Here is a 26,761-nt window from a genome sequence, read left to right as displayed (position 1 = left end):
CTACGTTTCCAGATTTTTCGATGCCGAGCCGACTCTATCAGCAAAGTTAAAAGCATCAATTCCTGGGGATTTTCAATTTTTTGTTGCTCAACGTATACGACAAGCGAAAGGCATTTTGTGGCCAATGTTGCCGTCGCTCAATAAGCCCGCTTTATTATCCTATATAGGCAATCCTTTTTAGGATTACCGTTCTAAATAGGCAGCAAGTGAAAACGTGAAAGACATTTTTGACTAGACAAGCTGAATTTTGATCAATTACGAAGTGAAATAATTCATGTACAAGGCGGAGGATTGAGTCGTTCTGTACCGTCCGGATTCTGATAGAAAGCAAAAAAGTGACTAAACCGGCATTTTCTGCCGTTCTTAGTCACTTTTCTCTCCGTAAATATATTTCTTAAATACCCTTTATAAAATACCTTCTCTTAATCACCATCATCTTGCCGCAGCTTTAAGTGCGGCAACGACCTCTGCCTCTGTGGAGAGTGCAAGCACCTGCTCTGCCAGAGCATCCGCATCGGCCTTTGACCACTTCGAGATGATGCTGCGCGCGGTCAGTACAAGTACTGAGTTCACGCTGTACTCATCGAGCCCGAAGGAGATAAGGAGCGGTATCATCAGCGGATCTGCTGCCGCCTCACCGCACATTCCCACCGGAATTCCTACTGCCTTTCCGGCTTCGATTATATTCTTTATCGAGCGAAGAACCGCAGGCTGGAATGCGGAATAAAGATATGCAACCTTTGCATTTCCGCGGTCGACACTCATTGTATACTGCGTAAGGTCGTTTGTTCCTATTGAAAAGAAATCCGCTTCTTTTGCGAGCATATCGGCTATGAGCGAAGCTGCCGCCGTCTCGACCATGCATCCGACTTCTATCTTCTCATCAAAACCAATATTCTCAGAAGAAAGCTCTTTCTTGCACTCTTCAACAAGCGCCTTCACTGCACGGATCTCATCGACACAGGTAACAAGCGGAACCATGATCTTTGCCTTACCGAATGCACTTGCGCGAAGGATTCCGCGAAGCTGCGTCTTGTAAATTTCCGGATTTGCAAGACAATAACGCACCGCCCTGTATCCAAGGAACGGATTGTCCTCCTTCTCAAGCCCCAAATACGGAATCTCTTTATCTCCGCCTATATCAAGAGTACGGATGATAACCGTCTTACCGTTCATGATCTCAATCGCTTCTTTGTATGCTTCAAACTGTTCATCCTCGGAAGGAAGATGAGACTTGTCCATGAACAAAAATTCCGAGCGGAAAAGACCTATACCTTCCCCGTCGCATTCTATAGCCTTCTTTGCATCCTTAGGCGTACCTATATTGCAGAAAAGCTCTACCTTCATGCCGTCAGCCGTAAGAGTTTCTTCCCCCCTGAAACTCTCAAGTTCAGCCTGCGCGCGTATAAATTCTTCCCTCTTGATAACATATTTTGAAACTATCTCCCCGTCAGGATTAATATATACAACGCCTTCTGTGCCATCGACGACGGCGGTATCTTTATCTTTTACCTTCTCTGTTATTCCCGGTACGGAAAGAACGGCAGGAATCTCAAGTGCTCTTGCAAGAATAGCTGAATGTGAGGTCTTTCCGCCAACTTCCGTGATAATGCCTACAACATTCTCTTTAACTATCTGTGAAGTCATTGAAGGAGTAAGGTCATGAGCAACAAGCACAGTACCCTGCGGCACTTTGCTTATGTCTACATCTTCTATTCCAAGAAGTTCTTTCAAAAGACCTGTTTTCACATCGGAAATATCAGATGCACGCTGGCGCATCATATCATCTTCCATTTTGGAAAACATACCTATGAACATATCGCATACAGCAGTGACTGCAGCTTCAGCGCACTGCCCTGCATCGATCATCTTGTTCATCTCACCCGACATAGCGGGATCGGCGATCATTGCTATATGACCTTCCATAATCTCAGCTTCTTTGGCCCCGATAGTTTTCCTTATATTATCGGCCATAGCGGATGTTTTAACTTTTAAAACCTCCACAGCCGCTCTAAGTCTGTTTTTTTCTGCTTCTGTATCTTCAATATGTTTGGCTTCAAATGACAGATCATAATCTGTTATAAGACAGATACTGCCAATGCCTATTCCTCTTGATGCTTCTATGCCTTTATACATAGATAATGACCTCCCGTAAAAGATTTCCTTTGCTTCAATCTCCGAGACCGCTCTCAATAAGCTCAACCGCTTTTGCAAGTGCTTCCTCTTCATCAGGACCGTCGCAGGTAACCTCAACTTCGGCGCCACACTTGATGCATGCCGCCATAAGCATCATGACGCTCTTCCCGTCATACTTTGAACCGTTAACGCAAAGATTTACTTCTGATGAGAAATGCATCATAGCCTGACTGAAAACTGTCGCAGGACGCATATGCATTCCCTGTTCATTTACGATCTTTACTGTTTTTGAAACCATTACACTTTTTCTCCTTTTTGTATGAATTATGATGCAGGTGCCAAAAAATATTTTCCAACACCTACATCATATGATTTTTTATTCTTCAACTGTCTTTTTCAATACACCAAGCATAAGGCAGCTTACAACCGCACCTGCTGCAAGTGCAACAAGATAAAGTGCCCAGTTTCCTACTACAGGGAATACAAAGATTCCGCCGTGAGGTGCCATAAGTGTGCACTTAAATGCCATTGAAAGAGCTCCTGCAACACCCGATCCGACCATAAGTGAAGGAATTACACGGATAGGATCTGCTGCCGCATAAGGAATAGCGCCCTCTGTAATGAAGCAGAATCCCATGATGAAGTTTACAGGGCCTGCTTTTCTCTCAGCTACAGTGAACTTCTTAGGGAAGATAAGTGTAGCAAGAGCTATAGCGATAGGAGGAACCATACCGCCTACCATAACTGCCGCCATGATCATCCATCCTGTCTCATTCTGCTGAGCAAGAGCTGCTGTACCAAATACATATGCCGCCTTGTTGAGAGGACCTCCCATATCTGTTGCCATCATTGCTCCGAGAAGGATACCGAGTGCGATTATCGATCCGCTGCTCATACCTGTAAGTACACCTGAAATCCAGTTATTAAGTGCTCCCACAACAGGATTGATTGCGCACATAACAAGACCTACCATCGTGATACCTGCAAGAGGATAGATAAGAACAGGCTTTATTCCTTCAAGTGACTGAGGAAGCTTGTTACATATCTTTTCAAGCCAAAGAACAAGATAACCTGATACAAAACCGGCTACCAAAGCTCCGAGGAATGCTGACGGAATATCTCCTCCGGGATTTGCAAATGTTGCACCGGTTGATGCAAGATATCCGCCTACAAAGCCGACTGCAAGACCCGGTCTGTCAGCTATCGACATTGCTATAAATCCCGCAAGTATCGGAAGCATAAATCCAAATGCTGCTCCGCCTATTGTCTTAAACCATGCAGCTACAGGTGTGTTTGTACCGAAGTTGCTCGGATCGATTGAATAATCATCAAGGAGGAATGCTATCGCAATAAGGATACCGCCTCCAATAACGAACGGAAGCATATGTGATACACCGTTCATTAGATGCTTGTAAAGCTTACGGCCAAGCGACTCATTTGCTGCGTCTTCTTTTCTTGTAACTGCTCCCGTGTGATGATATACGGAAGCTCTGTCAACTTTCTCAAACAGCTTTTCGGGTTCGTGGATGGCTTCCTTCGTTGATGCCATAACTACCTTCTTACCGTCAAACTGTCCCATATCTATATTTTTGTCACATGCAACGATTACCGCATCTGCCTCAGCGATCTCTTTTGCTGTAAGAGGATCTTTTGCTCCGCCCGATCCGTCTTTTTCAACTCTGAAAGTAATTCCGAGCTCTTTTGCTTTAAGCTCAAGTGCCTCAGCAGCCATAAATGTATGTGCAATACCTGTAGGACAAGCTGTAACCGCTACGATCTTCTTTCCTGCTTTAGAAGGTGCTTCAGACTTAACCGCTCCATTCTCAGCATCTTTTTCTGTTTCCTTGGAATCAATAAGTTTAAGGAACTCGTCAACCGATTTGGCATCCACAAGTTTCTTGCAGAACTCTGTGTCCATAAGCATTCCCATAAGCTTTGCAAGTACCTCGAGATGTGTATCTGCGCCATTTTCAGGTGCAGCGATCATGAACAAAAGATTGCTCGGCTTACCGTCGAGTGCTTTGTAATCCACGCCCTTGGGACATGTGATTGCAACAAGTCCTGCCTTATTTACAGATGCAGATTTGCCGTGCGGAACCGCGATTCCGTTTCCGATTGCCGTTGAGCCCTTAGACTCACGTTCAAGGATAGCTTTCTTAAATCCTGCAACATCCTTAAGATTTCCGGCTGACTCGTGAAGTGCGATAAGCTGATCGATTGCTTCATTCTGATCAGACACCTTTGCCTGAAGCTTGATCCCCCTAGGATCGATAAACTCTGTAATCCTCATAATACCTCCTAAAAAATTACATGTTTTTTATAACCTTCTCTATATCTGCAGCTGTTGCAAGGCCATCCGAAAATGCCGTTGCAGAACCTGCAGCCGTTCCCATTTTTAGTGCAGTCTCGTAGTCTTTTGTTTTTAAGTACCCTGCCACAAAACCTGCTACCATAGAATCTCCCGCACCGACTGAATTTCTGACTGTTCCTTTCGGAACTCCGATGCGATATTTCAAGCCGTTTTCGTCAACCAGCATCGCTCCGTCTCCCGCCATAGAGATAAGAACATTTCTTGCTCCCATCTTCTGAAGACTGACCGCGCCTTCGTATATATCATCATCCGTTTCAAGTGTTTTTCCTATGATCTCACCAAGTTCGAAATTATTCGGCTTAATGAGAAACGGATGATACTTAAGAACATTTGTGAGCAGATCTTTCGTCGCATCAACAACAAACTCTATTCCCCTACCGTCGAGCATAGAAAGAATTTTTTCATATACATCGTCCGGAAGCGAGCCGGGGATAGATCCCGCCAGTATCAAAAGATCGCCTTCTTTGAGTCTCGAGAGCTTGTCAAAAAGCTCTTTTTGCGCCTCATCACTGATCTTAGGACCCTGAGCGTTTATCTCTGTTTCCGCTACTGCCTTAATCTTGACATTAACCCGGGAGATTCCTTCCTTAAGCTGAATGAAATCGGTGTCAATGCCTGCTGCCTTAACGCCTTCATCAATGGCGCGTCCTATGAAGCCTGCCACAAATCCTAAAGCCGTACTCTTAAATCCAAGTTCCGCCAATACCATGGATACATTTATGCCCTTCCCGCCGTAGTAGAACTCCTCACTGGTAGAACGGTTTGTCATACCCGGTTGTAATTCACCATCCATTCTGACTACATAATCAAGCGCAGGATTAAAAGTAACCGTATAAATCATCAATATCCCTCCATCTTTACTTGCAACAGATAAATACCTCTGTATGATTCACATACTCTTTTGCCGTAAGTCTGTCTGTAATAACGCTGCATTCCTTTATGTCTGCAAAAGTCACGGAATTGACTTTGTCAAACTTGGTATGATCTGCAAGTACATATGACCTGTAAGCATGCTTGATAGCCGCTGTCTTGATCATCGCTTCGTCAACATCCGGTGTTGTGAATCCTGCGTGAACTGAAATTCCGTTTGTACCCATAAAAGCCTTCGTAAAATGATATTTGCGAATAAACTCAACGCAATCGGTTCCGACCGCCGCCTCCGTGGAAGCCTTGAGCCTTCCTCCGATCATTATCGTCTCGAAGCCTTTGTCCATAAGGCGTCTTGCGTGTACAACACCGTTTGTTATGTATTTTGCATTGTGATTTGTTAAATACTCGATCATTGCCAGTGTTGTCGTGCCCGCGTCGATATAGACAAAATCGTCATCCTCAATGAGCTCTGCAGCAAATTTGCTTATAGCATCCTTCTCCCGCACATTCCTTTGAACTTTCATCTTTACCGCATCTTCTTTGGTATCAACATTCCTTGAAGCAAGTGCAGTCGCGCCGCCAAAGACCTTTATAAGCTTGCGCGAACGATCAAGCGCGCTTATATCTCGTCTTATGGTCGCTGCAGATGTATCCAAAAGCTCGATCAGCTCATTTACGGAAACAGCTTTCTTTTCATTTACAATATCAACAATACGTGCTCTTCTCTCTTCAGTCAGCATTCATAATCTCCTTGAGCAAAAATGTTAATTTGTGATTTTCTAATTAAAATATAGCACTCAAAAAATCAATTTGCAATCATATTCAATCATAAATAATCACACTTAATCATTTTCGTTCAATCTATACATTTCCGAGCCGTCATTTTTGTTAATAATTAATTACAAAATCGTTTCAGCGTACCTGCCCAACCGAAAACAAAAAGCGCGACCTCCCAAGTCTGTTTAAAGCTTAAGATTTCGCGCTCTTATTTTAATTAATGTAAAATACCAATTTTATTCTTCTGCATTTGCAGCAGCAACCTTTTCTGCTCTTGCCTCAACTTCTTTTGCCTGAACATCCGAAGGTGCCTGCTCATATCTGTTAAATGTATACTCGTACTCTCCGCTTCCGCCGGTCATTGAGCGAAGCTGTGTGCAATAGCCATAGAGTTCCATCTGAGGAATCTCAGCTTCAATAACCTGCTTGCCCGTAAGCGATGGATTCATTCCGAGCACTCTGCCTCTTCTCTTGTTAAGATCACCCATTACGTCACCTGTATAGTTTTCGGGAACCGTGACTTTAAGAGATACTATAGGCTCAAGAAGAACGGGAGTTGCATCCATGAAGCCTTTTTTGAAAGCATTTGATGCAGCAACCTTAAATGCCATCTCGGACGAGTCAACAGGATGATACGATCCGTCATAAAGAGTTGCTTTAACGCCGACAACGGGATATGCCGCAAGGGGGCCTCTCTGCACCGACTCTGCGATTCCTTTTTCAACTGCAGGGAAGAAGTTCTTAGGAACAGCGCCGCCGACAACTTCCTGATCGAATGTATAAGGAACCGTAGGATCTCCCAGAGGCGCAAAGCGCATCTTAACATGTCCGTACTGTCCGTGTCCGCCGGTCTGCTTCTTATATTTGTATTCCACATCGGAATTTTTCCTGATTGTCTCTCTAAATGCAACCTTGGGTTTAGTCAGGTCAATCGAAACTTTATATACATCTTTTAACTTATTCTGGATAACCTCAAGGTGCATGTCACCCATTCCGTAAAGAAGTGTCTGACGGTTCTCCGCATCATTCACAACCCTTATCGTCTGATCTTCCGCAGCTATCTTGGCAAGAGACTGTGCGATCTTATCAATATCGCTCTTATTCTGCGCATGATATCTCATAACGGTATACGGCTGCGAAATATCCATCTTTGCATACTGTATGGGTGTTCCCTTGGTAGAAAGAGTATCTCCCGTTGCAACATCAATCTTTTGAAGTGCACCTAGGTCGCCCGCATGAAGCTCCGAAACTTCTGTTGTCTTATTTCCCTGAAGAATATAGAGCTTTCCTATCTTAACTTCCATATCCTTATCCGCAACGAACATAACATCATCGGGCTTAAGGACACCGGATCTTACCTTTATGAGTGAATATTTACCGATGAAAGGATCGATCATTGTTTTAAATACGAAAGCTGTCTTTGGCTTGGAGAAGTCAAAGTCCGCTTCAAAAATCTCGTTTGTGTTTGTATTGATACCCGCCATCTTGCGATTCTCGGGACTTGGCATGTACTTTACGATATCGTCAAGAAGCGTGTAGATACCCTGACACAGCGTACTCGATCCCATCTCTATGGGAACAATGCTTCCGTCGCACACGTTGGTCCTTACCGCAGCTCTTATCTCGGACTCTGAGAAAGTCTCACCGTTAAAGTATCTTTCCATAAACTCTTCCGAAGTTTCCGCAACGGTTTCAATAAGGGTATCTCTGCATATCTTAAGATTCTGAAGGTTGTACTCGGGAACATCGCACTCAACAACTTCTTTTCCCGACCACTTAAAACCTTTCTCCTGAATTACATTTACATATCCCACAAACTTCTCATTTTCACGGATAGGCAGGTTAAAAGGAGCCATCTTCTTGCCGTACTTATCAGTCATATCCTGCACAACCTGTCTGTAGGAAACATCATCTATATCCATATCGGAAACAAATACCATGCGCGGAATCTTGTATTTCTCGCAAAGTTCCCATGCCTTCTCTGTTCCGACTTCAATTCCCGCTTTTCCGGAAACGACGATAATCGCTGCATCCGCTACGCTGATTGCTTCCTCTACTTCCCCGACAAAATCAAAAAATCCGGGAGTATCCAAAATGTTGATCTTGTGTCCGTCCCACTCAAGCGGAATAGCCGATGTGCTTATAGAAATGTGCCTCTTCTGCTCCTCCTTATCGAAATCACTCAGAGTATTTCCATCCTCCACTGTCCCCATCCTTGATGTAATACCGGCAAGATAAGCCATTGCTTCAGCTAAGGTTGTCTTTCCGGCTCCACCATGTCCGAGCAGTACCACGTTACGAATCTTATCAGTTGTGTAAACGTTCATATCTTATCCTCCAGTCGCTCAATTTTGGGTATTATGTATGAGATATGATACAATTCCCCAAAGACTTATAATAATATTTTACTAAAAACATGTATCTGAAACAAGTATTCTGGGCGATTATGCACAAAAGTTGCAGTATCTTTTTCCGCCACATATGGTAAGGGTTCATAATTGATTTTCGCACATTAAAGTGTTATAGTTTTTTCACAAGAATACATGATTTTAGGGGGTTCTACCTTTTATGAACAATACGACCTATGGTTTTATAGGCCTCGGACTTATCGGCGGATCGATTGCCAGGGCAATAAAGGAAAATGAGCCGTCTTCAAAGATAATCGCCTACACTCCTCACAAAGAGACCGTAGATACCGCGCATGCCGAAGGGATAATCGACACTCCCCTCTATGAGATCGGCGCAGATTTCAGCGATTGCGATTATATCTTTTTGTGCGCTCCCGTTGAGTGCAACAATGATAATATCCAAAAGCTCCTTCCTTTTTTGAATAAAAAAACAACGCTCACGGATATCGGAAGCGTCAAAAACGGAATACATGAGAAGATAAAAGAACTCGGACTTGAAGATCAATTTATCGGCGGCCATCCAATGGCAGGTACCGAAAGGATCGGTTTTAACAACTCCAAGTCCTCTCTTTTGCAAAATGCGTACTACATCCTGACAAAGACAAACATCACGGATGAAGACAGGTTAAAAAGATACTATGACCTGGTAAAGACGATCGGTGCGATCCCGCTTGTTGTTGAATATAAGCAGCACGACTATATCACTGCGGCGATAAGCCACGTTCCGCACGTGATCTCCGCTTCGCTCGTTAACCTTGTAAAAGACAACGATTCTGAAGATGAACTTATGAAAACAATCGCAGCGGGCGGTTTCAAGGACATAACAAGAATATCATCATCTTCTCCCGTTATGTGGCAACAGATCTGTACGACCAATTCGGCAAATATCTCAGATCTTTTGTCAAAATACATCGATTCCTTATATGACATCAAACTTGCAATCGATGAAAAAGACAATGAGAAACTCTTTGAATTTTTCTCAAAAGCGAGAGAATACAGAGAGTCATTTATCACGACATCAAGCGGCCCCATTCAGAAAGTTTACGAGATAACGGTTGAGATTGACGACCATCCGGGCAGACTTGCCAAAGTTGCGACTCTTTTGTCCGACAATGAAATTAATATTAAAAACATCGGTATCGTGCACAACAGGGAATACGAGCGCGGTACATTACGGATCGAACTTCACGACAAGGAAGGTCTCGACAAAGCAAACAGCGTACTTAAAAGTAACGGTTATAACATCTATCTGTAAAAAACAAGGAGACTCACATGACTACACTAGAAAAAGCCAGAGGTCCATTAAGAGGGGAAGTTACAGTTCCAGGCGATAAATCAATATCTCACAGAAGCATTATGTTCGGCGCACTTGCCGAGGGTGATACCACCATCACGGGTTTTCTTGAAAGTGCCGATTGTCTTTCAACCATTGACTGCTTCAGAAAGCTCGGAATAACAATAGACCGCGAAGAAGACGAATATAAAAATGTCAAAAAGATAACCGTTCACGGAAAGGGATTAAACGGTCTCTCCGCTCCCATCGAGACTCTTTATACCGGAAACAGCGGAACAACGACTCGTCTCATGTCCGGAATTCTTGCAGCGCAACCTTTCGACACCTCGATCACAGGCGACTCTTCAATAGAACAGCGTCCTATGAAAAGAGTTATCGATCCTCTTACACTTATGGGGGCATCTATAACATCCGCGCGCGGAAACGGCTGTGCTCCGCTTAATATCGAAGGCGGCAAGACACTAAAAGGAATTGATTATACAAGCCCCGTCGCCTCCGCACAGGTTAAGTCCGCGATCATACTCGCAGGGCTCTACGCCGAAGGCGATACTATCGTTCACGAACCTGCTCTTTCAAGAAACCACACAGAGATAATGCTCTCCGCTTTTGGTGCCGACATTCACAACGAGACTGCAAATGACGGAACAGCCTCTGCCATCCTTCATCCCGGAAGGGCGCTTCACGGAATCGACATCAATGTACCGGGCGACATATCTTCTGCCGCCTACTTTATCGCAGCAGCTCTTATCGTTCCCGGATCCGAGCTTCTTATCAAAAACGTCGGTGTCAACAAGACACGCGCGGGAATCATAAATGTTTTGAAAAAAATGGGGGCAGACATCACTCTCCTTAACGAAGACAATTCTCAGGAATCAAGAGCCGACATCCTCGTAAGATACAGTAAGCTCTGCGGAAACGAAAACGGTAAATTCATTATCGGCGGAAAAGACATACCGACTATGATAGATGAACTTCCCGTAGTTGCGGTTCTTGCCGCAACTGCCGACTGTGAGACAATTATCCGCGACGCCGCAGAACTCAAAGTAAAAGAATCAAACCGTATCGCCTCTGTTGTCGAGAACCTCACCGCAATGGGTTGCGATGCGGAAGCTACAGACGACGGTATGATAATCCGTGGCGGAAAACCGCTATTTGGTGCAAGCATCAACTGTCACGCCGACCACAGACTTGCAATGAGCTTTGCGATTGCATCGCTCGCCGCTGAAGGCCCAACCGTCATACAGGATTCGGAGTGCGTATCAATCTCCTATCCTACATTCTTTGAAGATCTGAAGAACCTGACAAGATAATATAAAAATCAAAGGTGCTGTGAAATATCAAAAATCGTTTTCACAGCACCTTCATTTTTTATCAGCTTGCAGCTTTAAATCTTAAATCCACACAGTTCTCTATAGTTCCCATTACTCCCGAATAGTCATCTTTTAAAAGCTCATATCCGGTTTCAGTTTTAATATCTTTTATTTCATACTCCGATCCATAAGGAACTCCTTCAAAGAAATCTGCAATATTTTCCGCAACAGCCTTTCCATCGACATATACATTAAACTTCGCTATCTTACTTGTATTTTTTAAGACCTCATCGTTTAGCTCACCATTCACATCAAGAACCGGATAAAAATAGCGATATACTTTCGCACCCTTTTCATCGACCGAAACTCCTTTTGAAGAAGATACATATACATAGCCGCTGCTATAAGCTCCTTTGGAATTATCACATCCCCAAAGTTCTCCGCTGACAATATCACCTTTGCTAAAATTCACATTTCTGCCAAGAGAATGATACTCTTTCTTACTCTTACCTTCAGCCAGAAATTTATCAACTTCAGAAGTAATTTCTTTTATTCTCTTGCCCGATGCGTCTATAACCCAATCTTCACAGGTAACCTTACAATTACCTTCTCTGGTCATAAAACGTGCGGTTGCCACACCTCTTGAATCAGACATTTTACCTGCAATTTCTTTCGTACTGTCGTACTGATAAAGAGGATTGACATTCTTTAATGCAATCTTATATTCCGATCCGTAAGGTATGGCACCGCAAAAATCATAAGCACCCTCATCTACAAGTTCTCCGTCTACATACAGATCAAAAAAAGCTATATCAGCATTATTTGTGGCATTCTCGCCATCTAAAGCATAATTCACATCAAGAATCGGATAAAAATATCTAAAAAGCACCGCTCCGTCTTCATTTACGGTAACATCCTTTGATGCACCGACATACATATATTTGTCGGAATATGCTTTATAATCCTTGTCTTCTCCCCATTTCGACGCGCTCACTACCGTTCCCTTTTTAACCTGAACAGTCCTTTTCTGGACAGTATATTCCTTTGAGCTTCCGCCTTCATCAAGAAACCGATCGACTTCATCAGTTATCTCTCGTATCATATTTCCATTCTTATCAACTATCCAGTCCTGACATGTAACATCGAGATTGGTTGACCAATTGGCTGTATAGCAGAGATTTCCAAGCACTCCGTTTCCGACTGCAATATCTATCTGCGGTTTGGTTCCGTTCGAACCTGTCCATCCCGTAAATCTATACCCTGAACGTTTAGGTATGCCCAAATCTATTTTTCCCGCGTTTACCGTGTATATTTTTGTCATAGGTGCCGATCCGTCACCAAGATCAAGTGTAATCTTGTAAGGCCTTAGCACAATAAACGCAGCTCCGATAATAATGGTTATTCCTATCAGGCACATTAATCCAATAAACAATCCCCGCCCAAGCTTTTTATTCTTATAAGCCATTTTCTTTCTCTTCATTATTATTCTCTTTCTCATCCATAGTTATAGTCTGTTGTTCCTTTTGCTCGATCACTGTCTGCACAAGTGAGCTGTCACCGCCTTCGGCGCCTGCAGGAACAAAGGTCCTATATAATGCAAAAGCTACCAAAACAAGTAGTGCCGATGAAAATACTGTTATAAAGAAAATCTCCATTTTTGAAATCGCATCAAAACTGTTGCCCGAATCTGTTTTCTCATCTTTCGATATGTAATTACTCTTCCATGCCGCCTTAAACGCAAATCCCGCAAATATCAGAAATGAAGGCATTGACACAGAAGTAAAAGGATAAAATAAACTCTGCACTATAAAAAGAAGAGTTATCATGATATATCCCTTCTCTTCTTCTGTTGTCTCATGATTCTTCCAGGCTTTATAAAGTATATTCAAGATAAACACAGAGAATATGATCAGCACCGCACTTCCGACAATTCCATATACTTCAAGCACATGCCACAATTCACCGTATGAACTGCTGACAGAATCCCATAAAGCCCCGGAAAATCCCGTTAAAACCTCTCCTCCGAATCCTCCCAAAAGACTATCCGCCTTACTTCCAAAAACAAAGCATAGACCGAGAAGAACAATCAGTATAAGAACAGCTTGCTTAAATATTGCAGAAAATTTCACCATAACAATGCAATCTTCCTTATGATCTTTTGGAATACGATCCCAATATCCGGCAATAAAAAAGCAGGCTATCGCAATAAACATATCTATGCAAATACTATATTTAAGATTAAACGATCTATTGATCCCGATTGTTCCAAAACGCGCAAGTATCGGAACATTGGATGCACAAAAGGCAAATACAAACAAAAGGATCAGATTCTTCTTAACAAAGTTCACTGTCGCTCTTCTTACAAACTGAAGACACATCAAAAAAATAAGCAGCATCATAAATGCCACCGTATCTCCGTACAGAAAAAGGACAATCAATCCGACCGCTTCCAGCACAAGATATAAGATCTGCTTCTTCTTATTTTCTTCGATGATATATAAAAAGGCACAAACAGCACTGCTAAGTAAAAAAGAAGGCACAAGCCTGTAACTTTCATCAAGATATTCTTCAAAACCAAGAAACGTCGCTTTCGCTGTAAAGATATATATAAATATACTCAGATATACAATGATGTATGATGAAACAAATATATTCATATAATATTTTTTGCTACGTTCAATAAAGCCTACACAAAACGGCAAAAGAAACATCCCGACATAAAAATATGTATGCGAAACCTCAGCACTCAGCGCTATTGTCTGTATACAAAAACATGCCAGCACACTTACAAAAATTCCAAGTATAAAAAGCTCTTTCTTTCCCAAACAGATCTTTTTCCGAAGCAAACTTCTTATACAACGCACGGTCATAATAAGAACAACAATGCCAAAAAGAATATCTTTCATGGATATCCCCATAACTCCGACACTGTCATAAACATATAACGGGAACAAAAAAAGAAGGACTCTTACCAGATAATCAACAAGATAATCGGAGCCTTTGTCAGGCTCCGGATTAATATATTCATATATCCTGTTTTTTAAATCCTCAAAAGAATCTTTCCCTCCGCTTATATGATTCAAACAATAATCTACTTTCTTCTCATCTCGTTTCATAGCAAAATATACAGAACTACAACGTATAACTATCCTTTACTTTATTTTTCCAGAAGTATTTCTTCTGATACTATTCATCACTATAAATACAATGACCGCTACGATCATTACCGCTATGACAGTTCTCCATATCCTTCCGCTTCTTATAGCTTTCATCTGCACAATATAGGATTCTATCCAAGATTTATCCATTTGTGCAGTCTTCTCAAGTTCCTTTGCAGCGTCCTCATTTTCAAGTTTTCCAAAGGCAGAAGCATCAGTTTTCTTTATATACAGATTGCTTCCCTGATATAAAACATGCAACCATTCCGAATCTTCGTCAGCAACAAGTATTATTTCGCCCGCTTTAATATCTACTCTTCCCGAAGATACATCCATTGAATCGTATGCAACTATGTCTTCCGTTACCGTCTGTAAACTCCCGGTTACCTGCTCGGAAGCTGATATATTGAGGCAATAACAACACAAAGCACCAAAGAACAGCAACAATCCGACTATAATTCTGATTCTCTCAATTCTTTTTACATATGATATCATTTATTCAACTCCCCAATTTTTATATCTCAAATTGATTCCCACCGGCTCTTCTCATGTATTCCATACTCTTTACATGGAACTGCACATCCTGCAAAATACGCCTGTTTGCAGCAAGTGTATCAGCCATAACACCTATTACAAAAATCAAAAAGCCGATTATTATGAGCGTGCATCCAAGTATAAGAGACTGAACATGTCCGCCGCTTGTTCCGTGAGCCATGAACCAAAGGAATCTTACACCTATAGCCATTCCTACTGTCAAAAACGGCAGGCACAACAATGAAAACGCCTTAAGAGGTTTATATAAGACATATGCTCTGAGTATGGTTATCATTGATTTTTTTACATATCCCCAAATGCTCTTAAACAATCTTGACGGTCTAAGTTCGGCATTTGTTCTGATCGGAACACTCGTCATGGGGATTTTTTCTCTTCCGGCCTGAACAATGGTCTCCAAGGTATATGTATAATCATTTACTACATTGAGCTTCATTGCAGCTTCTCTTGAAAAAGCTCTGAAACCGCTCGGTGCGTCGGGAATTGTGGTACTCGATGCCTTTCTTACTATCCAGCTTCCAAAATGCTGAAGCTTTTTCTTCACAAAAGAAAAATGCTCGGTATCATCAATAGGTCTTGCTCCGATAACGATATCCGCTTCACCGTCAAGTATCGGGCGTACAATCTTCTCGATATCCTCTCCTTTGTACTGATCGTCTGCATCAGTATTTACAATAATATCCGCGCCACTTCTAAGGCATCCGTCCAGTCCCGCAATAAAGCCTTTAGCAAGCCCCTGATTCTGTTTAAAGCTTACTATGTTCTGGACACCCCATTTTCTGGCAACATCTACTGTATTATCTTTACTTCCGTCATTGATGATAAGATACTCAATCTCATCAATTCCATCTATGTGTTTTGGCAGGTCGTTAAGCGCAACTTCAAGCGTTTCTGCCTCGTTGTAACATGGTATCTGAATAATAAGCTTCATTAATTTTCTCTCCCAACTTTGTTGTAATATAGCTCAAAATGTCCCGATTCCCATGAACTGTCATATTTTTTAGAAAGCTCTGCATTCAGATCACTTTCATAATCAACCAAAACAAGATCATCGTCCTTAAGTTTCGACAACTCTCCACGTATACCTGCATAGATCACTCCGATATGTTCATCACGAAGCCTAAACTGAACCGTGTCAATATACTCAAGTCCGCCTTCATATATTAAAATTACTTCCCCACTATGTCCTTCTTTACGTAAACCCGCAATTTCATCAGCCACCTGTATGTCGCCATATATATATGATTGTCCGATATAAATGAAATGATCGCACGCATTATAAGACAGTCCAATAAGAAACAGATGAATAATACATAAAACATAAAAATTTCCACTCTTTTGATAAAACAATGCAATCCCCATCATCACAAACATGACAAGTAATGCAAAAACGGTACTGATTATAATCGTCCGTGCAGGTCTGACATTTTTTTCATCCATAAAATAGCTCATGCCTACCATAAGCATCCCATGCGGATCTCTCATCCCAACTTTATTTCTCAAAACCACCATACAGGAAATTGCAGCAGAACTTATCATCACTGATACAAGACTTGCAATTATCCTTATATTTACGCGGCAATGCAAAACTTCATTCATCCCTATCACTGTCAGAAGCGGTACAACATAATCAATATATCTGCCGTTAAGAAAAAGATCGTACCGTTCCTCTACAACATCAGCACTGTGAATAAGATAAATACACATCACCACAAACTGGAAAAGAGATGCCAGCAAAACAAATAATGCCTTCACATCCTTGCGTATTACGCGTTTAACAAGGGCATAGATACCAATATAACCCATTCCAAAGCTTGCACATCCAAGATATAATACCTTGCCTGACATGGCTGCAAAAAATCTGCCTATCCCGGCAACGGTAAAAAGTTCGGCAAATTTGGACATCTGTCCGGAATAATCATTTATTGCCGTAACATTCTTGGCACCACCGGAGTACAAAACTCCAATCATGTATTTTTTTAGAAAAAGACAAAGGATAAAACCACAAATAATAAGTGACACAGACATGCCTGCAATTAAAAAACACTTGCCGGATCCATGTCTTTTTTGCCTCAAAACACAATCAAACAAAATAGTGCAAATAACCGCAATCGGAATCCCCACTGTCCTCATATGCACGGAATATACATATATAGCAGCTATCGCCACTAAAATTCCCGCATAAACAGAAGGATTATCCAAATAAAACATCATGAGAAAAACTACAAGCGTATACATAAAGAACAGCAACGCTTCGGACATAGTCATCTGTACATAAAACACCCACGAAGGATATAAGACCGCAATTCCGCTCAGAATCGCCCCGGTCAGTCTGTCGGTATTTTCAAATAACCTATCCGCTATTTTAGTAAAGATAAAAAAAGATGAAACCTGCAACAGTAAATTAACAACTACTGCTGCCCTATATGCAAGCACGGAATCAGAAAAAATCTTCATTACAGGCATAAGTATCAAAGAATAGCCAAATGAATAAAATGATCCGATTGATGTGATCTCACTGAAATCATATCCCAAAACCTTTGCCGCACCGGCCCAATAGCCGAATTCATCAGGGAACAATGAAAAGCTGTATATTCCCTGAATACCATACATGCACAAACACACAAGAGAAACCAAAGTTACCGCAACTACCGCTATGTAGCTAAAGCTGCTTTCTTTTATATTCATGCACCCCTCACTATAAAATAGGGAATGACTGTATCTGTCATTCCCCCTCCAATATAAAATTGTATATTCCTCAAAGTCATAAAGATTACTTTACTATGAGGCCATATCCGGCCAATCCTCCGGTAATATCAACCGTAGCCATTCCCTTTTCAACACTTACGGGAATGAGTTCGATTGCTCCACCGGAAACTACTTTAGCAACATAATAATTAAGCTTAGGATTATAATTCTTTATTCCAATTGTTGCAGGAACAGAAACTTCTGCAGGAAGCTTTGTATACTTTCCCTCTGCAACCTTACCAAGGTCAACATTGATTCCGCCGACCAGTTTACCTCCAACAATTGATGCAGCTGCATCAAAGCTTGCATAAACTGCAGGGCTTTTCTTACGTTCTACCGAATAAGCTCTTACAAGAGGTGATTCATTACCTGAAAGACCTGCTTTCTGCTTAATCTGAGCTGCCGTTCCTCTTACTGCAATACCTGTAACCGCAGGCGATGCAGTAATCTCAAAAATACCAGGAAGTTCGTTCTGTACTACTGAATCATTAACAGAGACTTCGCTGGTTGTCTTAACAGAGGCTGCTTCGTGTCTTGTCACCGATGAATCAGAACTTGTTGAGTCAGCTGAGTCAGTCGCTCCTACAGTAAGAGGCATAGCAAGCATTGAAGTTGCTATTGTTACTGCAAGAATTCTCTTAAATGTTTTAATACTCATAACAAATGCTCTCCCTTATTATTTTTTTACGAAAAAACAGAATCTTCTGCTTTTCGCATGTGTCTTATAATAGCACAATTTTATCCTTTGTAAACTTCTATTCGTATTTTTCGAATTTTTTTCACAATTAAAGCTACTTTAAATATTTTCTAATATTTTATCCTTAATATTGCTATTATCTATAAAAATAGCGTGTATTCCTTGAATTGTCGCTATTCCGGCAACAGAAAAAATCATTCCCAGAATAAAATTTGTCACAATATGGTGAATAAAAGCCGTAATAATAAAAGTTAAAAAAATGCTAGTCGAAATTCCGAGCACACTCTTTGGCGCTACCCTTATATTGATTATTTTTCTCACATAAATAAATTGCACCAGATTCACTGACATCTCGGAGAAAGACGACGCTATGGCTGCCCCTATCGCCCCAAACTTTGGTATAAGCAATATATTCAATATAACATTCAAAATACATGCGATTGCATATGCAGGTATACGCTCTTTTTCTTTTCCTATGCATATCATCAGCTGATAGCACAACAAATTTCCAAAGCTCTGAAAAAAAGCAATCGGTATAAGGAACAATAAAATATATTCCGTCCCCTTAAAAGACTCTCCCCACAGAAAAACTATCATCTCTCCGGCGTAATAAATGCACAGGATTATCATCGGAAAGACAATCGCCGAAATATACTCAATTCCCGCCGTGATCAGCTTACAGAACTTATCATAATTCTCTTTGTAAAGAACATTCATTTTGGGAAAAAACACATTCGAGACCGCCGTTGAAACAGTAACAATCATGAAGATAACCCTGTGTGCCGTAGAATACAATCCTACAGCGGTATCTCCTTTCATCACTCCAAGCATTGATATATCCAGTTTGCTGTAGAACAGCGATAACCATGTACTGACCGCAAGCATAAGTAAGGGCATATAATGCTTACGCAATCCCACAACCACAATCCTGATCTTTATCTGCTTCATCAGATTCCATAAATTGCATATATAATTAAGCACGCCGACCAATGCAATCCACATGGCATAGATAACATAATCTTTCTCACTTTTTACAGTCAAAAAGATCATTATAAGGACCAATGTTTTTACTATCACGCCTCGTTTAACTATATATTTGTAATCTTCAATTCCCTGATAAAACCAATCAACATTAAAAAAATTAAAAAGAATCTGAAGCCCAAATACAAGATAAATCGGATTGATCGCATTACCTCTAAAAATATTTATAATGCCATAACATAAAAGTGCGAATAAAGTCAGAAAGAAATTTATGGAAAAAAGCTCATTAAAAACTTTTTCCACTTCCCCCTTCTTTGAATCGCCTTTATTTATCTTTGATATTTCACGGATGCCATATATATCCATTCCGCTTGACGCAATCATTATAAAATATGACGCATAGTTTTGCGCATAAGTCACGGTTCCGACTCTTGTCGCCATAAGTACCCTTCCCGCATAGACGCTTGCAGCTATGGGAAAAAGAATGTTGACCAGAGTATAAAGGACATTCAGTATAGAATTTTTTTTAATCGTACTCATTTATTTATCCGCTCCAAGACTGATTTTTTTGTTTCGGCATCAGAAAAATAAATCACTTCGTCATCACAGATAACATAATAAAGATCGGTCTTTTTAATGCCATCCGTATCACGAGATATCAATACCGATTTTTTTTCACCGTTATAATCCTCATAATCTTTCACCGCTATCCTGGGATAAGATAACTGGAGCGCATATTTTTGAATATCATCATTGCAATAGATATTAAAATCATCAAGAAAAGCCGTATTAAGCGTTCTTAATCCGTCAACGCTGTTATATACGCTTTCTCCCCACATCTTTGCGCCGTTTTGGATCTGATAAGTATAATTATAAAAAGTCGCAACAAGCAAAAATATCATTGACAATGCTTTGATCTTGCCTGGTTTTCTGCATAGCAACCAAAAGAAAAAGAATACAGACAGACTGACTATGCTCACAATTGAAAGATCGTTTTGGGTAAGCATAGATTTAAAGTTTCCCTTATATTTTGATGCAAAAGTCGCCCATAAATCCTGATTGGGTAACGCACCTATATTGCTGATAACAAACAGGCATAATACTATATAAAAAAAAGATAGTAACGCCATATATTTCATATTGATATCACGCGTTAATGCAATTCCCCAAAAGGCTATAGGCATGGCAAATGTAGAAATATACCTCAAATAAAAGAACCCCTTTGAAAACTCCCCCGACGCCATTGCATTCCTTGCATCTTCGTTCCAATAAAGCCCCGAAGCTCCCAACATTCCCATAAATAATATCAAAAGAAAAATAAGACTATAAAATTCTGATTTTCTGTCATCTCTTTTTATTTTGTCAAACAAGAAAAACAGGATTGAAACAAGCCCTACCGCAAATAATATATTTGAAAACTGAATTATGGTGAACAATTCACCTGCACATAAGAAAACAAAAGATCTGATATACTCAATGGCACTTCCCGACTCCGCACCGCTAAGCAACTGGTTTTTCAAACCCGCGGAAGAATTGGCAAGATCGGTAGTTCCCCAGACAACCGTCTGGACATAAGAAACTGTTTTTTTAACCAGATATGTTCCGATCACCATACCTGCCAAATAAGTCTTGGGGCACACCGGCCATCTTTTTTCCATGATTCTGTAGATAATAACAACAATAGACAACGCGATCCATATAATAACAGATCTTGTATGCATAAACTGTAAAAAAATCACCACGAGATCAAGACAAATAGTTTTTTCCATTCTGTGTTCATCACTTTTTATCAGCAATGACAATATCAGAATAATTCCCCATATAAACAAAGGCATAACCGAATCGTTTTCCAATCTGCATGACGAGCAGAATGTCAGATAAGACATTATTATTCCTGATATCGCACAGAAATTCCGGTCTTTATATTCAAAGAGATCGTACGCTATATAATATACCGCTACCGCCACAAGAGACTGAAATGCGGCAACTGTCGCCCACATGATCTGAAACATCAAAAAAGGTGTGCCGCCGAATATCTTTATGATAGGAGTCATAAATAAAGCTGAAAAACCAAATCCATAATATGATGTATGCTTGATTACTCCACTCCAGTCATATCCCGCCAAGTAAGAGGGTACAGCCAAAAAACCAAGATCATCGTGTCCTCCGGTACTCGCCTTTATTCCCAAATTGATGATGATCCTTGGAATAAAACACACAAAAAAGCATATCAAAGCATAATAAGTATCTTTTCTTTTTCCCAAAGCCGTCATATCTTCCTTTTCAATTTTGTTCTGTCACATATTTTTTGACCAGTTTCTCATTCTGATCTTTATATGGCGAAAAGAAGCTTTTAATCCATCCTCTTTATATATTGAATCAGTCTCAAGTAAAATCTTGTAAACCAAACTTATTTTGTGACCAAACCTCTTATTTACTTTACGTACTTTTTGATTGATCTCCTTTTCACCTTCAGACAGCCATGTCGAATCATAGTGATGAATCGCCCTTGTATTCTCGGTATACTCTTCATCTCCCGTAAGATAATCAATGGGGCAAAAAAATTCTTTGGGATATATGCTTATATCCTGAATTTTAAAAACAGTATCCATATTCTTGTACTCATTTGGATTTTTGACAAGCACTTTGGTCACATGATCCACGACGGTTTTTTTATTAAAAGTTCCGTCTTCATATACAAAATGCATTGTGTCATAATATCCCAAAACTTCTTTGTACAGATTCATTCCCGGTAGTGCACACATCCCCAACCCTGTTGCGATTATAAGTTTATCCTTATGCTCTCTCGCAAAAAAAGGGCCTTCTTCCACCAAGTCATCGATAGGTTTTATCAGTTCTACATCGGTATCAAAATATAATCCACCGTATTTGTATAAAACAAAAAACCTTGCATAGTCACTGACAAATGCCCAAAAAGAGTTTTGATACGCCTCTTTTACATAGTTGTTGATGTTTATATCAAAGTTATCTTCATTCCACTCTTTTATTTCATAATCCGGACAATATTTTTTCCATGACTCTATGCATCTAAGGACACTTTCAGGTTTTTCATTCCCGCCAAACCAGCAATAATGTATAATCTTTGGAATCATAGTTTTTTTCACCTCAACGACATTTTATATACAAGTTTTAATGGCCTTTTACCAAACATACTAAGTGCGCAAAGAATCTTTTCTTTCTTTACTGCGGACTTATCTTTGATAACTTTCCTTCTGTATTTTTTTATATAGTTCCAGCAATATTCTTCATCTTCTCTGTACTTCGACGAATCATCTATATGAGTAACTATATAAAAGCAGGCCCATACAAGTCTGGAAATCGCAGCATCAAAAAGAAGACGCCCGTTTCGTTCAACATGATCGGTCACCTGCTCTCCGTGCTTTATATAATCCATCATCTGATGCGAATATTTTTTCTTGGTAATGCTTCCTGCTCTTTTCAGATAGTAATATAAACGGGCATCTGTGTATGTAACCGCAGTTGCTTCGGTAAAAAATCTATAGACGGTATAATAGTCTTCAAAAAGTTCCCGTTCCGGAAAGCAGTGACTTTTAGCAATCTTTCGCTTGTATAATTTAGCACATGAAGAAAGTGAAAAAAGCTTCTGATATAACATACCTTCTATCGCTTCTTTGGAAGAAATATCTATAGCTGAATCTTCAACATTTTTTACCGACATCAGCTTCGAATATTCATCCTCGGAAACGACTTGCATTCCGCATACAGAGATATCGGCATCGTGCTCCGTAAGATTTTTTGCAAGTATCTCAAAATAGCAAGGATGTATATAATCATCACCGTCAATAAAGGCAATCGCATCTCCTTTTGCAATTTTTGTCCCGGTATTTCTGGCCTTTGAGAGACCTCCGTTTTCTTGATGAACAACTACGATCCTATCGTCTTTACCGGCATAAAACTCGCATATTTCACCGCTTCTATCCGTCGATCCGTCGTCTACAAGTATTATCTCCAACTCCCTGTAAGTCTGACCTATAATTGTTTCAATTGCTTTTCCAATATATTTTTCAATGTTATAAACAGGTACGATCACGCTAATAAGCAATTTTACTCTGCTCTCTTTCGTTTTTATTTATATATTCCGGCAATAACCTGCACATTTCATTAGAATCTCCCATAGTGACAAAACCATGCATTGCATCTTCCCTGAATAATTCTCTGTTTGCACTGCTGTTCCCAAGGATCATTTTCTTTTTCATTGCCTCATAAATATAGGCTTTTCCCGGAATTGTTCTGTCAGCTTTAGCTATGCTGCCGTTAAAATGTCCTGCCAGGCAAAGATCCGCGCTTGCAATCCTTTCCGCAAGTTCCTCCTGCGAAAGCCAATCCGTATAACGCACATTGGATTGAATCGGCTTTTGCAAAGATTGGGGAATAGGGCCTATGATATCAAAGAAAATATCATCTCTACCCTTAAGCTTTCTTATGGTCTCCAATACAACATCTACCCCCTGAAGAGGTAAGATACTGCCAAAATACAAGACCACGAACTTATCTTTCAGCTCATCAGACTTTACCTGCGTTCGCGGGTAATAAATCTTTTCATCCGCCTCAAGATAGATTGTCTCAATCTTTTCCGAAACCGCTCCAAGCTCTTTAATAAAAAAATCGGCTTGCGCCTTGGTATCTGTGATCACATAATCGGAAAATCTCAAAGTGATCTCGTCAAAAAATTTACAGATTTTTGCGATCACTCCGCCATCTCTGAATTTCTGCCTGTCACATATCATGGTGTCATAGACAGAAATAAAAAAATCAATAATAATTTTTTTTTCGTGGAAAAAACTTTTGAATACAGGTAGAACTAATTGGGGTGCAAACCCGATAAATACAATATTGCAATCATAAATCTTGCCTTTATGAAAAAGACCTTTTACTTTTTCATAAACAATATTGCCGTAGATATCCAACAGACGCAATGGATAACTGTGCTTTGTGGAATAGATAAACTCCACAGATTCTGCATTTTTTTCTAATAATTTCTTTTCTTGGGAATTACGAATATAATCAATGTTTCTTGTAGTAATAAATAAAACTCGTTTCCCTTTTACCAAGTCATTCAACATAGCAAGTCCTAAAAGTCTTAAAATTATACTGCATAAAACGTTAAAACATATTCAAAACAAGATGATTTCAAAAACAATCGTTATCCATTGTACTGCAAAAGTTTTTGGTTATCAATCTAATATTTTTATTTACAAATTTTTATTGCACTACGCAAATAACCGCGTAGTGCTTATTATTTCAAGCACCGCGCGGTTATTTATTTTTTTTTATATCATTTTGCAATATCTGCATCAAATCTGCTGTGTGACGTGTATACCCTCGTATATCCATAATCTTCCAGCAGCTTTTTCACAAGATCATCCGAATGAATATCGCCATCGTGGAAATAAACAATATCATTCGTTTCGTCCAAATGTGTCAAAAGAATCGACACCATTGCACCACGCATACATTTCATATGCAAGACGCTCTTTACATCATCTCTTACAGGCCTGTCAAAGCTCTGCAAGCTCTCATGTTTTGCATAGCGGATACTGCCCTGCCACTCGTTATCCATGTTAGTGCTGTCTTTGCCGACTCCTGGGAGTTCTTCCCTTTTTATCTCATGCGGCAAAGGTCCGTTTCCATGCCTTGTCACATAAGGCCTTGTGACATAGATAAATTCATTGAGAAGCATCTCTCTCTTTTCAAGAAACTGCGCAATATTGTGAAGCCCTGTCTTGGACGGCGTAAGGTGAGGTGCATAAATCGTATAATCCTCATCAAGAAGAAGTCCCTGCCCCGTTTCAAATATTATCTGCTCATATCCCGAAAGCCATTCCTTACTTGCATCAACAAGTTTGATGGACCTCATACCCTCTTTCAGATATTTCACATAGGTAAAAAGAACTCCGTCATCCGTGAGCATATCGTAATAATCGGCATGTTCACCCGGATTATTCTTCTTGAACTTGGCTTTGAGCGCTTCTATATCCCTTTGTCCATATTCAATGCGGAATTTTTTGAGTCTTCGAAAAAGTTCTCCCGGATTAAGGTCTCTTACTTCCTCAAGAGTCAGAGAAAAACCTTCCGCCTGCCTCATCTTACATTCATTAATCCCCATGCCGCAACTTCCGTGGCGCATTGCTCCGCGCGCTGACTCAATGAACATATTTCTAAGCACATCATCAATAACCGTAATATGCGTAGTTTTCTCGGCATAAATTTCCGGTATGATGCCATATATATGTTCAAAGCTGTTCACTTCTTCCGTAAGCTGATACAGATCGACCATAAATGTGTCCGCAAGCAATGTTGCCGCTCCAAACTCTGCTCCCGATCCTATCTGATGATGTATAAACCGCTTACCATCTATACTCTCCACAGTATGTCCGGCCTGCCCCCCGCCGTTATGTTTAACAATAAGAGTGTTTTTTGCCTTTTTTGAAAGGCTCGCACAGACAAGACCTTTTCCCTCATCGCCAAAATTTTTTCCAATAACGGCAACCGTTCTCATAACTTCAAATCACTTCCATAACCCATTTCTTCTCTCCCCTATATCTTTTTACAACTTTTTAAATCTATGACCGCCAAATCCCCTCTCGATGACGGTGTCCCAATATTCAAAATCTTCGTATGCATCTCTTCTTGGCATGGATCGCAAAAACTCTGTCAGCTGCACAGGCTGTCCGTTTCCGCCCATGATTTTTTTTGCAGTCTCTCTTACAAGCTTAAGATCCAAATTCGATCTCTTCACTCCCACTTTCCTCCAGTCGCCAAAAAGCATTCCTTCATGCGTCAGCGGATTTACAAATACGCTAAACGTGCTGATATCACCATGAGAAACTCCCGAATATTCAAGCGCGCAACACATATTTTCCATTCGAGAGATAACCCACGCCAAATGCTCCGGTTCAAACGGCGCAAAAACTTCAGCCGGATAAAAGTAGGGCTTACGCACAAATACCAAAACTTCTTTTCCGCCTTCAAGTGACACTCGCTGTCTCAGTACAGGAAAGCACCTGTCAAGTTTCATATCCGCTTCAGGAAAAACAAGACTGTCGAGTCCCCACAGAAACAGATCTGCCTCTTCGTTATTATCAAATATATAAACAACATTTTTCATAGCTAAATAGCAAGTCATACGCGGATACTCATACTTATCCATATAAGCAATCGTAAGCTCACTGCCATTTTCCATTATATATTCAACTCTGCCCGTCTCTTCCCAGAGCGTATCGCCCGAATAATCATTCTCCTTTTCCATTGCTCTTGCACTGTAATAAGTAACCATTTTCTTACGAAATTCGTTATTACCCTTAAGCTCCGAATCCGACATAAAAGACCTGCTTCCGCAGTATGGACATGTAAATCCCCCCGCGTCGGAAAGCTTAAGCTGTGCACCACAATTTCTGCACTTGTAAGTTATCATTTC

Annotated in this window: 21 protein-coding genes; 2 read left to right on the top strand and 19 right to left on the bottom strand. The window is 40.5% G+C overall.

The window, feature by feature from the left end; all coding sequences use genetic code 11:
* Positions 1-432: 432 nt before the first annotated feature.
* From ptsP to fusA, 6 genes are all read right to left on the bottom strand, one after another.
* Positions 433-2,136 carry a phosphoenolpyruvate--protein phosphotransferase gene (gene ptsP / locus BLP87_RS04420; RefSeq protein ID WP_074461621.1) on the bottom strand — a complete coding sequence of 568 codons (1,704 nt, stop codon included), beginning with the start codon at positions 2,134-2,136 and terminating at the stop codon, positions 433-435.
* A 34-nt stretch (positions 2,137-2,170) separates the two neighbouring features.
* Positions 2,171-2,434, bottom strand: coding sequence for an HPr family phosphocarrier protein (locus BLP87_RS04415; protein ID WP_026513795.1), 264 nt, complete (start codon positions 2,432-2,434; stop codon positions 2,171-2,173).
* Between the two features lie 78 nt (positions 2,435-2,512).
* Positions 2,513-4,426 carry a PTS fructose transporter subunit IIABC gene (locus tag BLP87_RS04410; protein WP_074461620.1) on the bottom strand — a complete coding sequence of 638 codons (1,914 nt, stop codon included), beginning with the start codon at positions 4,424-4,426 and terminating at the stop codon, positions 2,513-2,515.
* Between the two features lie 16 nt (positions 4,427-4,442).
* Complete coding sequence (pfkB, locus tag BLP87_RS04405) at positions 4,443-5,348, bottom strand: 1-phosphofructokinase (RefSeq protein ID WP_074461619.1); 906 nt, start codon at positions 5,346-5,348, stop codon at positions 4,443-4,445.
* A 16-nt stretch (positions 5,349-5,364) separates the two neighbouring features.
* Complete coding sequence (locus BLP87_RS04400; RefSeq protein WP_074461618.1) at positions 5,365-6,117, bottom strand: DeoR/GlpR family DNA-binding transcription regulator; 753 nt, start codon at positions 6,115-6,117, stop codon at positions 5,365-5,367.
* Positions 6,118-6,390: 273 nt separating this feature from the next.
* Positions 6,391-8,481 carry an elongation factor G gene (gene fusA, locus BLP87_RS04395; RefSeq protein WP_074461617.1) on the bottom strand — a complete coding sequence of 697 codons (2,091 nt, stop codon included), beginning with the start codon at positions 8,479-8,481 and terminating at the stop codon, positions 6,391-6,393.
* A gap of 241 nt (positions 8,482-8,722) precedes the next feature.
* On the opposite strand from fusA, the gene BLP87_RS04390 reads away from it, so the two are divergent.
* Entirely contained in the window at positions 8,723-9,817 is a 1,095-nt protein-coding gene (locus tag BLP87_RS04390) for a prephenate dehydrogenase/arogenate dehydrogenase family protein (protein WP_074461616.1), read from the top strand.
* Positions 9,818-9,834: 17 nt separating this feature from the next.
* Positions 9,835-11,166: a 3-phosphoshikimate 1-carboxyvinyltransferase gene (aroA, locus tag BLP87_RS04385; protein ID WP_074461615.1), complete on the top strand. Its 1,332-nt coding sequence runs from the start codon at positions 9,835-9,837 to the stop codon at positions 11,164-11,166.
* 61 nt (positions 11,167-11,227) lie between these two features.
* On the opposite strand, the gene BLP87_RS04380 is transcribed toward aroA, so the two are convergent.
* The 13 genes from BLP87_RS04380 to BLP87_RS04320 form a co-directional block, all read right to left on the bottom strand.
* Positions 11,228-12,646 carry a hypothetical protein gene (locus BLP87_RS04380; RefSeq protein ID WP_074461614.1) on the bottom strand — a complete coding sequence of 473 codons (1,419 nt, stop codon included), beginning with the start codon at positions 12,644-12,646 and terminating at the stop codon, positions 11,228-11,230.
* Positions 12,621-14,282, bottom strand: coding sequence for a hypothetical protein (locus tag BLP87_RS04375; RefSeq protein ID WP_074461613.1), 1,662 nt, complete (start codon positions 14,280-14,282; stop codon positions 12,621-12,623). The genes BLP87_RS04380 and BLP87_RS04375 overlap by 26 nt, the downstream gene beginning before the upstream one ends.
* Positions 14,283-14,318: 36 nt before the next feature.
* Positions 14,319-14,819 (bottom strand): hypothetical protein, encoded by a 501-nt coding sequence (locus BLP87_RS04370; protein ID WP_074461612.1) that lies wholly within the window; start codon positions 14,817-14,819, stop codon positions 14,319-14,321.
* Positions 14,820-14,838: 19 nt separating this feature from the next.
* Positions 14,839-15,807, bottom strand: a complete 969-nt coding sequence (locus tag BLP87_RS04365; RefSeq protein ID WP_074461611.1) for a glycosyltransferase family 2 protein — start codon at positions 15,805-15,807, stop codon at positions 14,839-14,841.
* Entirely contained in the window at positions 15,807-17,564 is a 1,758-nt protein-coding gene (locus BLP87_RS04360) for a hypothetical protein (protein WP_074461610.1), read from the bottom strand. Before BLP87_RS04360 ends, BLP87_RS04365 begins: the two co-directional genes overlap by 1 nt.
* A gap of 85 nt (positions 17,565-17,649) precedes the next feature.
* A complete protein-coding gene (locus BLP87_RS04355) occupies positions 17,650-18,282 on the bottom strand; it encodes a hypothetical protein (RefSeq protein WP_074461609.1) in 633 nt (210 codons plus the stop codon).
* 138 nt (positions 18,283-18,420) lie between these two features.
* Positions 18,421-19,842, bottom strand: coding sequence for a flippase (locus BLP87_RS04350; RefSeq protein WP_074461608.1), 1,422 nt, complete (start codon positions 19,840-19,842; stop codon positions 18,421-18,423).
* Positions 19,839-21,566, bottom strand: coding sequence for a hypothetical protein (locus tag BLP87_RS04345; RefSeq protein WP_143002086.1), 1,728 nt, complete (start codon positions 21,564-21,566; stop codon positions 19,839-19,841). Before BLP87_RS04345 ends, BLP87_RS04350 begins: the two co-directional genes overlap by 4 nt.
* Positions 21,567-21,599: 33 nt before the next feature.
* Positions 21,600-22,415, bottom strand: a complete 816-nt coding sequence (locus BLP87_RS04340; RefSeq protein WP_074461606.1) for a glycosyltransferase family 32 protein — start codon at positions 22,413-22,415, stop codon at positions 21,600-21,602.
* Between the two features lie 8 nt (positions 22,416-22,423).
* Positions 22,424-23,386: a glycosyltransferase family 2 protein gene (locus tag BLP87_RS04335; protein ID WP_074461605.1), complete on the bottom strand. Its 963-nt coding sequence runs from the start codon at positions 23,384-23,386 to the stop codon at positions 22,424-22,426.
* On the bottom strand, positions 23,376-24,035 hold the full coding sequence (locus tag BLP87_RS16290) for a glycosyltransferase family protein (protein ID WP_242871810.1): 660 nt from the start codon (positions 24,033-24,035) through the stop codon (positions 23,376-23,378). The genes BLP87_RS04335 and BLP87_RS16290 overlap by 11 nt, the downstream gene beginning before the upstream one ends.
* Positions 24,036-24,619: 584 nt before the next feature.
* Positions 24,620-25,843, bottom strand: a complete 1,224-nt coding sequence (locus BLP87_RS04325; protein ID WP_074461603.1) for an adenylosuccinate synthetase — start codon at positions 25,841-25,843, stop codon at positions 24,620-24,622.
* A 48-nt stretch (positions 25,844-25,891) separates the two neighbouring features.
* Positions 25,892-26,758 (bottom strand): TFIIB-type zinc ribbon-containing protein, encoded by an 867-nt coding sequence (locus BLP87_RS04320; RefSeq protein WP_074461602.1) that lies wholly within the window; start codon positions 26,756-26,758, stop codon positions 25,892-25,894.
* Positions 26,759-26,761: the final 3 nt, after the last annotated feature.

The organism is Butyrivibrio hungatei, from assembly GCF_900101605.1.
Lineage (GTDB): Bacteria > Bacillota > Clostridia > Lachnospirales > Lachnospiraceae > Butyrivibrio > Butyrivibrio hungatei_B.
The sequence above is the reverse complement of the archived record's forward strand: the minus strand, read 5'-3'. Positions and strand labels throughout refer to the sequence as shown.

Coding starts and splice junctions, on each gene's coding strand:
- ptsP (WP_074461621.1), bottom strand. CDS start 2,136: ATGTATAAAGGCATAGAAGCATCAAGAGGAATAGGCATTGGCAGTATC.
- BLP87_RS04415 (WP_026513795.1), bottom strand. CDS start 2,434: ATGGTTTCAAAAACAGTAAAGATCGTAAATGAACAGGGAATGCATATG.
- BLP87_RS04410 (WP_074461620.1), bottom strand. CDS start 4,426: ATGAGGATTACAGAGTTTATCGATCCTAGGGGGATCAAGCTTCAGGCA.
- pfkB (WP_074461619.1), bottom strand. CDS start 5,348: ATGATTTATACGGTTACTTTTAATCCTGCGCTTGATTATGTAGTCAGA.
- BLP87_RS04400 (WP_074461618.1), bottom strand. CDS start 6,117: ATGCTGACTGAAGAGAGAAGAGCACGTATTGTTGATATTGTAAATGAA.
- fusA (WP_074461617.1), bottom strand. CDS start 8,481: ATGAACGTTTACACAACTGATAAGATTCGTAACGTGGTACTGCTCGGA.
- BLP87_RS04390 (WP_074461616.1), top strand. CDS start 8,723: ATGAACAATACGACCTATGGTTTTATAGGCCTCGGACTTATCGGCGGA.
- aroA (WP_074461615.1), top strand. CDS start 9,835: ATGACTACACTAGAAAAAGCCAGAGGTCCATTAAGAGGGGAAGTTACA.
- BLP87_RS04380 (WP_074461614.1), bottom strand. CDS start 12,646: ATGAAGAGAAAGAAAATGGCTTATAAGAATAAAAAGCTTGGGCGGGGA.
- BLP87_RS04375 (WP_074461613.1), bottom strand. CDS start 14,282: ATGAAACGAGATGAGAAGAAAGTAGATTATTGTTTGAATCATATAAGC.
- BLP87_RS04370 (WP_074461612.1), bottom strand. CDS start 14,819: ATGATATCATATGTAAAAAGAATTGAGAGAATCAGAATTATAGTCGGA.
- BLP87_RS04365 (WP_074461611.1), bottom strand. CDS start 15,807: ATGAAGCTTATTATTCAGATACCATGTTACAACGAGGCAGAAACGCTT.
- BLP87_RS04360 (WP_074461610.1), bottom strand. CDS start 17,564: ATGAATATAAAAGAAAGCAGCTTTAGCTACATAGCGGTAGTTGCGGTA.
- BLP87_RS04355 (WP_074461609.1), bottom strand. CDS start 18,282: ATGAGTATTAAAACATTTAAGAGAATTCTTGCAGTAACAATAGCAACT.
- BLP87_RS04350 (WP_074461608.1), bottom strand. CDS start 19,842: ATGAGTACGATTAAAAAAAATTCTATACTGAATGTCCTTTATACTCTG.
- BLP87_RS04340 (WP_074461606.1), bottom strand. CDS start 22,415: ATGATTCCAAAGATTATACATTATTGCTGGTTTGGCGGGAATGAAAAA.
- BLP87_RS04325 (WP_074461603.1), bottom strand. CDS start 25,843: ATGAGAACGGTTGCCGTTATTGGAAAAAATTTTGGCGATGAGGGAAAA.
- BLP87_RS04320 (WP_074461602.1), bottom strand. CDS start 26,758: ATGATAACTTACAAGTGCAGAAATTGTGGTGCACAGCTTAAGCTTTCC.